The 12193-nt window shown below is 71.8% G+C and carries 12 protein-coding genes (1 of these 12 running past the window's edge); 2 read left to right on the forward strand and 10 right to left on the reverse strand.

All coding sequences use genetic code 11. The features are described 5' to 3' along the window. Positions 1 to 185 precede the first annotated feature (185 nt). Positions 186 to 1403, reverse strand: coding sequence for a CoA transferase (locus tag BGP03_RS25080; RefSeq protein WP_298798000.1), 1218 nt, complete (start codon positions 1401 to 1403; stop codon positions 186 to 188). A gap of 33 nt (positions 1404 to 1436) precedes the next feature. Beyond that, on the reverse strand, positions 1437 to 2435 hold the full coding sequence (locus tag BGP03_RS25085) for a helix-turn-helix domain-containing protein (RefSeq protein ID WP_296370487.1): 999 nt from the start codon (positions 2433 to 2435) through the stop codon (positions 1437 to 1439). 225 nt (positions 2436 to 2660) lie between these two features. On the opposite strand from BGP03_RS25085, the gene BGP03_RS25090 reads away from it, so the two are divergent. Then, on the forward strand, positions 2661 to 4145 hold the full coding sequence (locus BGP03_RS25090; protein ID WP_296370488.1) for an aldehyde dehydrogenase: 1485 nt from the start codon (positions 2661 to 2663) through the stop codon (positions 4143 to 4145). Between the two features lie 20 nt (positions 4146 to 4165). Further along, positions 4166 to 5344, forward strand: coding sequence for an LLM class flavin-dependent oxidoreductase (locus BGP03_RS25095; RefSeq protein WP_298798003.1), 1179 nt, complete (start codon positions 4166 to 4168; stop codon positions 5342 to 5344). Between the two features lie 20 nt (positions 5345 to 5364). Here BGP03_RS25095 and BGP03_RS25100 read toward each other — a convergent pair whose 3' ends face one another. The 8 genes from BGP03_RS25100 to BGP03_RS25135 all read right to left on the reverse strand — a co-directional run. Next, a complete protein-coding gene (locus tag BGP03_RS25100; protein ID WP_298798005.1) occupies positions 5365 to 5799 on the reverse strand; it encodes a helix-turn-helix transcriptional regulator in 435 nt (144 codons plus the stop codon). After that, on the reverse strand, positions 5796 to 6971 hold the full coding sequence (gene dnaJ, locus BGP03_RS25105; protein WP_296370491.1) for a molecular chaperone DnaJ: 1176 nt from the start codon (positions 6969 to 6971) through the stop codon (positions 5796 to 5798). Before dnaJ ends, BGP03_RS25100 begins: the two co-directional genes overlap by 4 nt. A gap of 17 nt (positions 6972 to 6988) precedes the next feature. Then, positions 6989 to 7624, reverse strand: a complete 636-nt coding sequence (grpE, locus tag BGP03_RS25110) for a nucleotide exchange factor GrpE (RefSeq protein ID WP_296370492.1) — start codon at positions 7622 to 7624, stop codon at positions 6989 to 6991. After that, positions 7621 to 9471, reverse strand: a complete 1851-nt coding sequence (gene dnaK, locus BGP03_RS25115) for a molecular chaperone DnaK (protein WP_298798007.1) — start codon at positions 9469 to 9471, stop codon at positions 7621 to 7623. The genes grpE and dnaK overlap by 4 nt, the downstream gene beginning before the upstream one ends. Positions 9472 to 9855: 384 nt before the next feature. Beyond that, a complete protein-coding gene (locus BGP03_RS25120) occupies positions 9856 to 10284 on the reverse strand; it encodes a hypothetical protein (RefSeq protein WP_296370494.1) in 429 nt (142 codons plus the stop codon). Positions 10285 to 10298: 14 nt separating this feature from the next. Continuing rightward, positions 10299 to 11309, reverse strand: coding sequence for a C40 family peptidase (locus BGP03_RS25125; RefSeq protein ID WP_296370495.1), 1011 nt, complete (start codon positions 11307 to 11309; stop codon positions 10299 to 10301). 3 nt (positions 11310 to 11312) lie between these two features. Next, a complete protein-coding gene (locus tag BGP03_RS25130) occupies positions 11313 to 11939 on the reverse strand; it encodes a hypothetical protein (protein ID WP_296370496.1) in 627 nt (208 codons plus the stop codon). 67 nt (positions 11940 to 12006) lie between these two features. Next, positions 12007 to 12193, reverse strand: partial view of a hypothetical protein gene (locus BGP03_RS25135; RefSeq protein ID WP_299737730.1) — the final stretch only. 1724 nt of this gene lie beyond the right edge of the window; only the last 187 of its 1911 coding nucleotides appear in the window; its start codon lies off the right edge, out of view; it ends in the stop codon at positions 12007 to 12009.

The following is a 12193-nucleotide window of genomic DNA, read 5'->3' on the forward strand; positions in this document are numbered from 1 at the left end:
ACCTGCTCGGCGTCGGCCAGGGCCGGCACCGCGGTCGGCGAGACGAACGAGGTGACCTCGACGCGGCGCACGCCGGTGCGGGCCACGGCGTCGAGGATCTCCAGCTTGGTCTCCAGCGGGACGGGGCGCTCCAGCTGGAGACCGTCGCGCAGGCCGACCTCACGTACGTCGATCATTGCTCCCTCTCAGACGATCCGGTCGGCGACGAGCTTCCCGAGCTCGTCGTCGCTCAAGCCGAGCAGGCCGGTGTAGACCTCGGTGTTGTGGGTGCCGGGACGCGGCGAACCGGCCCAGCGCACGCTGCCGGGTGTGCGGTCCAGCTTCGGTATCACGCCCGGCCCGAGGACGTCGGCGTCGAGGGCCTCGTCGTGGTGGGCCACGAGCATGTCGCGGGCCAGGAACTGCGGGTCCTGCACCACCTCGGCCACGGTGTTCACCGGCCCGACCACCACACCCGCCGTCTCCAGGATGTCGGTGAGCGCGTCGGCGTCGTGCTGCGCGGCCCACTCGCCCACGACGGCGTCGATCTCGTCCTGGTGGCGGCCCCGCGCGGTGTGGGTGGCGAAGCGCGGGTCGTCGACGAGCTCCCCGCGTCCCATCGCGGCGCACAGGCGCGCGAACACCGTGTCCTGGTTGGCCGCGATGATCAGCCAGCGGTTGTCGGCGCAGCGGTAGAGGTTGGACGGGGCGAGCCCCTCCAGGCGGGTGCCGCCCGGGCCGCGGACGAGGCCGGTGGCGGAGTAGTCGGGGATCGTGGACTCCAGCAGGGCCAGGCAGGACTCGGCGAGGGAGACGTCCACGACCTGCCCGAGCCCGCCGTCGCGGTCCCGGGCGAACAGGGCGGTCAGCACCCCCTGCATCGCGAACATGCCGGCCAGCGAGTCGCCGATCGACAGCGCCGTGCGCGGCGGCGGACCGTCCGGGAACCCGTTGAGGTGGCGCATCCCGCTGACGGCCTCGGCCACCGACGCGTAGCCGGGGCGCCTGCTGTGCGGACCGGTCTGCCCGTAGCCCGACACGCGGGCCACGACGAGGCGCGGGTTGCGGGCGCGCAGCACGTCCGGGCCGATGCCCCACTTCTCCAGCGTGCCGGGCCGGAAGCTCTCGAGCACCACGTCGGCGGTGTCGACGAGCTCGAGCAGCAGCTCGCGTCCGCGGTCGCTGCGCAGGTCGAGGGTGATGCAGCGCTTGTTGCGGGCGTGCACGGTCCAGAAGAAGTGGTGGCCATCGACCTCGGCCTGGCCCCAGTCACGCAGGGGGTCCGGCCGGTCGGGCGCCTCGATCTTGATCACGTCGGCGCCCTGGTCGGCGAGCAGCCGACCGCAGAACGGGCCCGCGATCAGGGTGCCGAGCTCCAGGACGCGGACACCGGTCAGCGCAGGGGTTGCGGGGGCAGGGGTCACAGCACCGACGATAGGAACCCGGTGGGCGGGCCGCTATCCCGTGGCCGCCGCCGAGTAGCCGCGCAGGGTCTCGCGCGGCAGCTCGCCGAAGCGCTCGCGGTACTGCTGCGCGAAGCGGCTCTGGTGCAGGAAACCCCAGCGGATCGCCACGTCGGTGACCCGCACGAGCGTGGGGTCGCTGCGCTGCAGCTCGGCCCGCACGTGGTCGAGGCGGATCCGCCGCAGGTAGCTCATCGGCGACTCGCCCAGCGCCTGCTGGAACGTGGCGTGCAGCGTCCGGACGCTCATGCACCCGGCCCGGGCGAGCTCCTGCGGGGTGAGCGGTTCGTCGGCGTGCTGCTCCATGTAGTCCAGCACCGGCGCGAGCCGGCCGTGCCGCACGGGCTCGACCGGCGCGAGCAGGTCGTCGGCGAACTGGTGGCGCCCGGCGTGCAGCAGCTGCGTCATCACGAACGCCTCGAGCTGCTCACGGGCGATCGGCATGTCGGCGAGCCCGCCGGGACGGTCGAGCTCGCGTGCCAGGAACTCCACCGACGCGAGCAGGGTGCCGCCCCGCCCGGTGCTCAGGTCGAGGCCGTAGTCGAACTCGATCACCTCGTGCACGCGGCGGCCCAGCAGGTCGCCGAGGTGGCCCTCCAGGCTGGTGCGGGGGATCTTGAGGATCAGCTGCTCGGCGTCCGGTGACCAGCGCACGGTGTTGCGCTGCTCCGGCGAGAGGACGATCCCGCTGCGCCGCGCGTGCGTGCTGGCGCGGGCACCGTCGGTGCGGTCGGCGTCGGTGCGGCCGCCGAGCGTGAGGTTGACGTGGTAGCAGTCCTCCGTCGGCGGCATCACGAGCTTCGCGTTCGCACCGTAGGCCAGGTACCCGAGCGTGAAGTGGCGGTCCGAGACGGCGTTGAGCGTCATGCGCATGGAGTCGCTCGGCGCGGTCAGCTCGTGGTCGAGGTAGACGCGTGTGACCGCGTCGCGGGCCTCGTCGAGGCTCGTGGTGCCCAGCACCGGGAAGCGGGCGAGATCGGGTGTGCCCTCCATCTCGTCGCGACACCTCCTCGTGTCAGGTAGCTCCCCCGAGCCTAAGCAGGCCGGGGGGCGGGCTACCAGCCTCTGAGCGCAACGCGCTATCCGCTGCGTGCAGACGTGCGTGGTCACGCCGTGGCGCTGCACTCAGCGGATCGAGGCCCGCCGTCGCCGGATATCGGCGTCCGGCCGCCGTCCCTAGCGTCGCCCGCAGCAACGATTCCGACGAGGGAGAGGGCGATGACGCCACCCGCACAGCTCGAGGAACTCAGGCTCTTCATCCACGGGAAGTCGGTCGACGCGCGGTCCGGCCGGACGTTCGAGTCCCAGAACCCCTACACCGGCTCGGCGTGGGCCCGGCTCGCCGACGGCGGCCCCGAGGACATCGACGAGGCGGTGGCCTCGGCCCGTTCCGCCTTCGAGGGCGAGTGGGGGGCCATGACCGGCTTCCAACGGGCCGCGATCATCCGCAGGTGCGGCGACGCGATCGCCGCCAACGCCGAGCGGCTGGCCCGGCTCGAGGTGAACGACTCCGGGAAGCTCTACCGGGAGATGATCGGGCAGCTCAACGCGCTGCCGAACTGGTACTACTACTTCTCCGGGCTGGCCGACAAGGTCGAGGGCCGCACCGTGCCGCCGGTGAACCCCAACTACTTCGGGTTCACCACGCGCGAGCCGGTGGGCGTCGTCGGGGCCATCACGCCGTGGAACTCCCCGCTGCTGCTGCTGACGTTCAAGCTCGCCCCGGCGCTGGCCGCGGGCTGCACGATGGTGGTCAAACCGTCCGAGCACGCGCCGGCGTCCACCGTCGCGTTCGCCGAGATCCTGCACGAGGCGGGCCTGCCCGCGGGCGTGCTCAACGTCGTCACCGGCTGGGACCGCTCCACCGGCGAGGCGCTGGCCACGCACCAGGGCGTCGACAAGATCGCGTTCACGGGCTCGTCCGCGACCGGGGCGAAGGTCGCCCAGGCCGCGGTGGCCAACTTCAACCGCGTGACGCTGGAGCTCGGCGGGAAGAGCCCGCAGATCGTCTTCCCCGACGCCGACCTCGACGCCGCCGCGAATGGGCTGATCGCGGGCGTGTTCGCCGCGACGGGCCAGACGTGCATGGCCGGCTCGCGGCTGATCGTGCACGCCGACGTGCACGACGAGCTGATCGAGAAGGTCGTGGCGCGGGCCAACAGCATCAAGCTGGGCGACCCCAACGAGGCCGAGACCGAGATGGGCCCGGTCGCGAACCGGCCGCAGTACGAGAAGGTGCTCGGCTACCTGCAGGGCGCGGCGGCCGAGGGCGCCACGTTCGCCTGCGGCGGCGAGCCCGACGCCGAGCGCGGTGGCCTGTTCGTGCGGCCCACGGTGGTCACCGGGGTCGGGCCGGAGAACACGATCGTCCGCGAGGAGGTGTTCGGGCCGGTGCTCGCCGCGTACACCTTCACCGACGAGGACGAGGCGCTCAAGCTCGCGAACGACACCCCCTACGGCCTGGCCGGCGCCGTCTGGACGAAGGACGTGCACCGCGCCCACCGCGTGGCCGGGAAGCTCCGCGCCGGCACCGTGTGGATCAACGCCTACCGCGTGATCGCGCCGAACATGCCCTTCGGCGGCTTCGGCGCCAGCGGCATCGGCCGCGAGAACGGCGTCGACGCGCTGGCCGAGTACACGGAGAACAAGTCGGTGTTCGTGGAGCTCACCGGCGGCACGCGCGACCCGTTCCAGCTCGGCTGAGCTACCTAGAGGAGATCACCATGACCGTCACCGCCAACGAGCGCCTCGGCCTCGCCCCCACCGACCCCCGCCCGGCCGCGGAGACGCAGCCCGCGGCCGACCGCACCGAGACCAACCCGCTGTTCGGCGACCAGAAGATGAAGCTGGGCCTGTTCGGCACCAACTGCTCCTACGGGCTGATCATGAGCCACGCCCCGAGCAGCTTCGAGATCACCTGGGAGCACACCAAGGAGATCGCGCAGCGCGCCGACCGGCTCGGGTTCGACGTGCTGGTGCCCGTCGCCCGCTGGAAGGGCTTCGGCGGGTCCACGAACTTCAACGGCAACTGCTTCGAGACCTACACCTGGGCCGCCGGGGTCGCCGAGGCCACCGAGCGGATCGCGGTCGCCGCCACCTCGCACCTGCCGACGATGCACCCGATCGTCGCGGCCAAGCAGGCCACCACCGTCGACCGGATCTCCGGGGGCCGCTTCGCCCTGAACATGGTGATGGGCTGGGTGCCGCCGGAGATGGAGATGTTCGGCTCCGAGCAGCGCGAGCACGACGAGCGCTACGCCTACGGCCAGGAGTGGCTCGACTTCGTCAACAGGCTCTGGACCGAGCAGGGCACGTTCGGCATCCACTCGAAGTACTTCGACGCCGAGCTGCTCGAGGCCTACCCGAAGCCGCACCAGGGCCCGCGGCCCGCCCTGATCAACGCGGGCAACTCGCCGTCGGGCATCGAGTTCTCCGCGCGGAACGTCGACTTCAACTTCGCCTCGCTGGACACGCTGGAGAACATCAAGGGCTACACGACGAAGCTGAAGGCGAAGGCGCGCGAGGAGTACCAGCGCGAGATCCACGCGATGACCTACGGCCTCGTCGTCTGCCGGGACACCGAGGAGGAGGCGAAGCGGGCCTTCCAGCAGGTCGTCGACGAGGGCGACTGGGGCGCGGCCGGCAACGTCATCAAGATCGCCGGCTCGGGCGCGAGCCAGTCGTTCGACCACGCCGTCAAGGAGATGCAGGAGCGCTTCATCGCCGGCTGGGGCGGCTACCCGATCGTCGGCACGCCGGAGCAGGTGACCGAGGAGCTGGGCAAGCTCAACGCGGCCGGCATGGAGGGCATGATCTTCGGGCTCATCGACTTCAACGAGGAGCTCAAGTACTTCGGTGAGAAGGTCATGCCGCTGCTCAAGCAGGCCGGCCTGCGGCACTGAGCTGCGGTTCTCCGGGGCCGCTACCTCTCCCGCGGTTTCGGTCGCCAGACCACCAGCGCCGAGCGGCGGTCGACCGGCACGAGGTCGCGGCGGTAGGAGGCGTGCACCGAGGCCGTGGCCTGCTCGGCCGCGGCCCGGGACGCCAGCAGCTCCTGCGCCATCTCCTCGAGCCGGTTGCGCAGCTCGTCGACGAGCTGCTCCAGCTCGATGATGCGTTTGATGCCGGCGAGGTTGACGCCCTCCTCCTGGGAGAGGCGCTGCACCTCGCGCAGCAGGGCGATGTCGCGGGCCGAGTAGCGACGCCCACCGCCGGCCGACCGGCCGGGGCTCACGAGCCCCAGCCGGTCGTAGCTGCGCAGCGTCTGCGCGTGCAGCCCGGCCAGCTCCGCCGCCACCGAGATCACGAAGATCGGGCTGTCGGAGGTGGCCCCCGGCGGCAGCGACGGGCCGGTCATCGGGGGCTGCCGAGGAGGTCGGCGCGCGGGTCGTCACCCTTGGTGGCCTCGGCGTAGGCCTGCAGCGCCTCGGTGGCCGCGTCGTCCAGCGTGGCCGGCACCGCCACCTCGACGGTGACGAGCAGGTCACCCGCCTTCGCCTTCTTCGGCACACCGCGCCCGCGCACCCGGAAGGTGCGCCCGCTCGTGGTGCCCGCCGGGATCTTGAGCGTGACGTTCGCGTCGAGCGTGGGCACCGTGAGGGTGGTGCCCAGCGCCAGCTCCGGGAACGTGACGGGCACCGTGAGCGTCAGGTCGTCGGAGTTGCGCTCCGAGCGACCGAACAGCGGGTGCGGCGTGACGTGGACCCTGACGTACAGGTCCCCCGCGGGTGCGCCGCCACGGCCGGGCTCGCCCTGGCCCTTGAGACGCACCTTGTTGCCGTCGGCCACCCCGGCCGGGACGCGGACGGTGAGCGAGCGGATCCGCGTGCTCACGCCGTCGCCGCCGCACTCGGGGCAGGGGTCGTCGATGATCCGGCCCGTGCCGCGGCAGTCGCGGCACGGCTCGGAGAACGCGAACGCCCCCTGGCTGGAGCTGACGAGCCCGACCCCGTTGCACGTGGGGCAGGACCGGGGCTGGGTGCCCGGCTTGGACCCCGTGCCGCCGCAGCGTTCACAGCGGCCGGGCGAGGAGAGCCGGATCGGCACCTCGGCGCCGCGGACCGCGTCGACGAAGTCGATGCGCAGCTCGCTCTCGACGTCGGCGCCGCGCTGGGACCGCGGGGCGCTCGGCCCCGCGGTGCCCCGGCCACCGCCGCCACCGAACAGCCCACCGAGCAGGTCGTTGATGTCGAACCCCTGCGAGCCCCCGCCGAAGCCCTGCCCGCCGGCACCGGACCCGAACCCACCCGGGAAGCCCTGGGCGCCGCCGAAGCCGCCGCCACCGCCGCCACCGGCGAACAGGGCACGCGTCTCGTCGTACTCCTTGCGCTTCTTGTCGTCGGACAGGACGCCGTAGGCCTCGGAGACCGACTTGAAGCGGGCCTCGGCCTTGGGGTCGCCGGGGTTGGCGTCCGGGTGCAGCTCGCGGGCGAGCTTCCGGTACGCCTTCTTGATCTCCTCACCGGTGGCGCCGGAGGCGACGCCCAGTTCACGGTAGAAGTCCTTCTCGATCCAGTCGCGCTGGGTCATCCCGCCTCCTTTCTGGTTCAGGCCTCGGTGGCGTCGGCAGGTGCGTCCTCGTAGCCGGGGGCATCGGCACGGTCGACCACCGTGACCATCGCCGGCCGCAGGACGCGGTCGCCGATGCGGTAGCCGCGGCGGAGCACCGCCGACAGCACGGCGACGGTGCTGCCGCTCGCCTCGGACGTGTCGTGCTGCACGGCCTCGTGCACCGACGGGTCGAAGGGCTCGCCCTCCAGCCCGAACGACTCCAGGCCGAGCTTCTGCACCACGGAGGTGACCTTGTCGGCGACGGCCTTGAAGGCGCCGGTCAGGTCGCCGTGGGACTCGGCGCGGTCGAGGTCGTCGAGCACCGTGAGGAGCTCGGACACGAACGAGACGCGGGCCCCCACCAGCACCGACTCGCGGTCGCGGTCGACGCGGCGCCGGTAGTTGGCGTACTCCGCGGAGACCCGCTGCAGATCGGCGGTGCGCTCGGCCACCTCGGCCGTGAGCGCGTCGACCCGGGGGTCGCCGGCCGGCTCGGCCGGGGCGGCGCCCCCGTCCGACTCCACGTCGGACGGAGAACGCACCTCACCGGTGTCCGGATCGATCCGGCGCCGGTCCCGGACCACGACCGGCTCGCCGTCACCGTTCTCGGCGTGCTTGTCGTGGTCGCTCACTTCTTGTCCTTCTCCTCGTCGACGATCTCGGCGTCGACGACGTCGTCGGCACCCGCGTCAGCGGTGGGCCCACCGGCGTCGGCGGTGGGGGCACCCTCGGCACCGGGCTGCTGGTAGAGCGCCGAACCCATCTTCTGGGACTCGGTGGCCAGCTTCTCCATGGACGCCTTGATCGCGTCGGAGTCGGTGCCCTTCAGGGCCTCCTGCGCCTCGGTCAGCGCGGAGTTCACGCCGTCCTTGACGTCGGCCGGGAGCTTATCGTCGTTGTCCTTGACGAACTTCTCCGTCTGGTAGACGAGCGACTCGGCCTGGTTGCGGACCTCGGCGTCCTCGCGGCGCTTCTTGTCCTCGTCCGCGTGGGCCTCCGCCTCCTTCATCATCCGGTCGATCTCGTCCTTGCTCAGGCCGGATCCGCCGGTGATGGTCATGGCCTGGCTCTTGCCGGTGCCCATGTCCTTGGCCGAGACGTTGACGATGCCGTTGGCGTCGATGTCGAACGAGACCTCGATCTGCGGCACACCACGGGGGGCGGGCGGCAGGCCCGTCAGCTCGAACATGCCGAGCTTCTTGTTGTAGGCCGCGATCTCGCGCTCACCCTGGAACACCTGGATCTGCACGGACGGCTGGTTGTCGTCGGCCGTGGTGAAGATCTCCGACCGCTTGGTGGGGATCGTGGTGTTGCGCTCGATGAGCTTGGTCATCACGCCGCCCTTGGTCTCGATGCCCAGCGACAGCGGGGTGACGTCGAGCAGCAGGACGTCCTTGACCTCACCCTTGAGGACACCGGCCTGCAGGGCGGCACCGATGGCGACGACCTCGTCCGGGTTGACGCCCTTGTTGGGCTCCTTGCCGCCGGTGAGCTCCTTGACGAGCTCGGTGACGGCCGGCATGCGGGTGGAACCGCCGACGAGCACCACGTGGTCGATCTGGCCGACGGAGATGCCGGCGTCCTTCACGACCTGGTTGAACGGGTTGCGCGTGCGGTCGAGCAGATCGGACGTGATCTTCTGGAACTCCGCGCGCGACAGCGTCTCGTCGAGGAACAGCGGGTTCTTGTCCTGGTCGACCGTGATGTACGGGAGGTTGATCGTGGCGCTGTTCTGCGAGGACAGCTCGATCTTCGCCTTCTCCGCGGCCTCACGCAGGCGCTGACCGGCCATCTTGTCCTTGGTCAGGTCGATGCCCTGGCTGGCCTTGAACTTGTCGACGAGCCACGTGATGATCCGCTCGTCCCAGTCGTCGCCACCGAGGTGGTTGTCGCCGTTGGTGGCCTTGACCTCCACGACGCCCTCGCCGATCTCCAGCAGGGACACGTCGAACGTGCCGCCACCGAGGTCGAACACGAGGATGGTCTGGTCCTTGTCACCCTTGTCGAGGCCGTACGCGAGTGCGGCCGCGGTGGGCTCGTTGACGATGCGCAGCACGTTGAGGCCCGCGATCTGGCCGGCCTCCTTGGTGGCCTGACGCTGGGAGTCCTCGAAGTAGGCGGGAACGGTGATCACGGCCTCCGTGATCTCCTCGCCCAGGTACGCCTCGGCGTCGCGCTTGAGCTTCTGCAGCACGCGCGCGCTGATCTCCTGGGACGAGTACTTCTTGCCGTCGATGTCGTCCGTGCTCCAGCCCGTGCCGATGTGGCGCTTGACCGAGCGGATGGTGCGGTCGACGTTGGTGACGGCCTGGTTCTTCGCCGACTGCCCGACGAGGACCTCGCCGTTGCGGGCGAAGGCCACCACCGACGGAGTGGTGCGCGCACCCTCCGAGTTGGCGATGACCGTCGGCTCGCCGCCCTCGAGGACGGCGACGACCGAGTTGGTGGTTCCGAGGTCGATACCGACCGCACGAGCCATGGTGGTTCCTCCGTGAAGATCTGTGGGTGTTGCGCTTGCTCGACTCAAGTCTTGCACGGAGCCGCTCCGGCCGTTCGCCCGGCCTTGAGCGTGCCCCGCTCAACTTGTATCTGTCCTGCCCAACGCGCGACCCCGGCCATGTGTTCCCGGCCGATCCGCGCTCCCCGCAGCGCCGCGGGTCGGGCTGACAGGAGGAGGGCGATCGCGTCGGGCCGGCGGGGCGGATCCGGTGATCATCGATCGGGGACGCGCAGCCCTGCACAGCACGGTCGTCGGTCCCGAACCACCGATCATGGCCCGCCGCCGCATCGTGATCAGCGGCCCAGCCCACCTACCTGCCGGTGGCCCGCCTCGCGGACGGCACCGCCGTCCACGACGGGTGGCTCAGAGAGGTTTCTTCGGCCGGGGCTCGACGCGGCCGGCCGACGCCGGCGGCAGCGGGTCGTCGACGGGGGCCAGGACGCGGTGCCGCTCCGGCGCGTCCACCAGGCGTTCAGCGCCGTCGCGGTACTCGAGGTCGCCGTCGGGGCCGAGGTCGGCGTGGAAGCCCAGCGCGGCGAGCTGCTCCTCGTCGAGGTCGACGAGGTACTCCCAGCGGCTCGGGACCACGGCGTAGTCCGGCCACGGCAGGTGCCCGTAGGCGTCGTGCAGGTCCGCGAGCAGCCCGACGAACACCTGCTGCCACCGCAGGGGCATCGACTGCGCCAGTGACCGGGGGATCACCAGGTGGTCGGTGGTGGCCCCGGGGGCGGGACGGTCGGCGTAGTCCTGCACCGGCGTCGTCGACGCGGGCACGGACGTTTCGGACGGCATCGGTTCTCCTGCGTTCACGCGGCGCTGTTGGGCGTGGTGCCGGCCCGCGTGGCGAGCGGCACCAGCTCCGGATCGTTCCACGGCGCGGGAACCACCCGGACCGAGGCGCCGGTGTACGGCGCCTCGACGATCTTGTTGTCGCCCATGTAGAGCATGACGTGGTGGATGGTGTTCGGATCGGTGGGATCGGTGGCGAGGAACAGCAGGTCACCGGCCTGGGCCTGGCGCACGGGCACGTGCCCGCCCGCCTTGTACTGCTGCCACGCCACCCGGGGCAGGGTGATGCCGGCCGAGGCGAACGCCTGCAGCATCAGGCCCGAGCAGTCGTAGGAGTTCGGGCCCGTCGCGCCCCACACGTAGGGCTTGCCCACCTCGTGGAGGGCGAAACCGATGGCCGCTCCGGCCACACCCTGGGCGAGCACGGCCGTGCCGCACGACGTGCCGACGGCGGCGACGTCGGCCAGCTGGGACACCAGCTGCGACGCCAGCCCCTCCCACTTCGCGTAGGCGTCGGGGAAGCCGGAGCGCTGCACGGCCTGGGCGGCCACCGTGACCGGGAGGGTCTCCCAGCCGGGGATCGCCATCAGCCGTCGCAGGAAGATCGTGGTGCTGTAGACGGGGTCGGTGACCTGGGCCGGCGATCCCCAGCCCTGCGACGGCCGCTGCTGGAACAGACCGAGGGAGTCGCGGTCGCCGTAGTTGACGTTGCGCAGGGTCGACTCCTGCATGGCCGTGGCCAGTGCGACGAGCCACGCGCGCGGCGGCGCCCCCATGCTCTTGGCCACGCCGATGATCGTGGCGGCGTTGTCCCGCTGCTCCTGACTGAGGTCGCCGATCCGGACCCCGGCATGCCCGCCCGCGAGCCCGCCGGACGACGACGCGTCACAGGCTCCGAGCGTGGACGCCCCGCCGCTGGTGCCGCCGCTGGCGCTGAACGCGACGAACGCGACCCCGATGAACAGGGCCAGCGCCGCGACGATCGCCACGAACGGCAGCAGCAGCCGCAGCGGTCGGAGGGCTCTCACGGGTCACGCCCGGTCGCTGTCGGAGACCCGCCAGTCGCCCGCGTCCGAGATCACGACGGTGACCAGCAGTTTCACCGTGTCGGTGGGCACCTCGACCTGGACCGACCTCGGCGAGACGCGGAGCGCGGTCGGTGCGCCCGTGACCCGCGTCGCCGGGATGTTGGACGGATCCACGGTGTTGAGGATCCCGAGGTACTCGGCGGTGGTGGTGGCGCTGAGCCCCTGCAGCCACTGCTGCTGGGTGGTGCCGGCCGGCGGGCGGACCCAGGCCGCGGCCCAGCGGCCCGCCACCTGCAACGCGGCGGCGGGGGCCTCGGCGAGCGGCAGCGTGGTAGGGGTGAGCGCCGGCACCGGCGGCAGCGCGGTCGGGAAGGGGGTGGTCGAGGTCCCCGACGGGAACGACGGGTCGGAGGCGGACGGGGGCGCCACGGCCACGGTGGTCGGGCCGGGTGACGCGAGCAGCCCGCCGTTGTTCGAGCCGCCACCGACCGCGGCCGCGCCCGCCCCGGCCAGCACCGCCACCGCGACCACGCCGACGACGGTGATCACGAGCCGGGCGGGCGACCGCAACGGCCACTGCCAGATCGAGCGGTAGGCGGCGGCGCGGCCGCGCGTGGTCCGGATGGGCATCAGCTACCCCCGCCACGCGGGCCGTACGCCGGCTGGGTCGGACGCGGGTGCAGACGCCTGAGCGTCATCAGCTGCCCCCACCACGCGGGCCGTACGCCGGCTGGGTCGGACGTGGCCGATAAATACGGTAGACGGGGACGCCGTCGACGATCTCGGCCTGCACCGGGCGGGCCCCGCCCGGCCGCAGCGGCACGTCGTCGGAGCGGCGGTAGATGGCGCGGTCGTCGACCTCGCCGGGTTCGGCCCAGCCCGGC

Source organism: Pseudonocardia sp. 73-21, from assembly GCF_001899645.1.
Lineage (GTDB): Bacteria > Actinomycetota > Actinomycetes > Mycobacteriales > Pseudonocardiaceae > Pseudonocardia.

Excerpts from the sequence above, each read along its gene's own strand:
- BGP03_RS25085 (WP_296370487.1), bottom strand. The coding sequence starts at position 2,435 with ATGGAGGGCACACCCGATCTCGCCCGCTTCCCGGTGCTGGGCACCACG.
- BGP03_RS25090 (WP_296370488.1), top strand. The coding sequence starts at position 2,661 with ATGACGCCACCCGCACAGCTCGAGGAACTCAGGCTCTTCATCCACGGG.
- BGP03_RS25095 (WP_298798003.1), top strand. The coding sequence starts at position 4,166 with ATGACCGTCACCGCCAACGAGCGCCTCGGCCTCGCCCCCACCGACCCC.
- BGP03_RS25100 (WP_298798005.1), bottom strand. The coding sequence starts at position 5,799 with ATGACCGGCCCGTCGCTGCCGCCGGGGGCCACCTCCGACAGCCCGATC.
- dnaJ (WP_296370491.1), bottom strand. The coding sequence starts at position 6,971 with ATGACCCAGCGCGACTGGATCGAGAAGGACTTCTACCGTGAACTGGGC.
- dnaK (WP_298798007.1), bottom strand. The coding sequence starts at position 9,471 with ATGGCTCGTGCGGTCGGTATCGACCTCGGAACCACCAACTCGGTCGTC.
- BGP03_RS25120 (WP_296370494.1), bottom strand. The coding sequence starts at position 10,284 with ATGCCGTCCGAAACGTCCGTGCCCGCGTCGACGACGCCGGTGCAGGAC.
- BGP03_RS25130 (WP_296370496.1), bottom strand. The coding sequence starts at position 11,939 with ATGCCCATCCGGACCACGCGCGGCCGCGCCGCCGCCTACCGCTCGATC.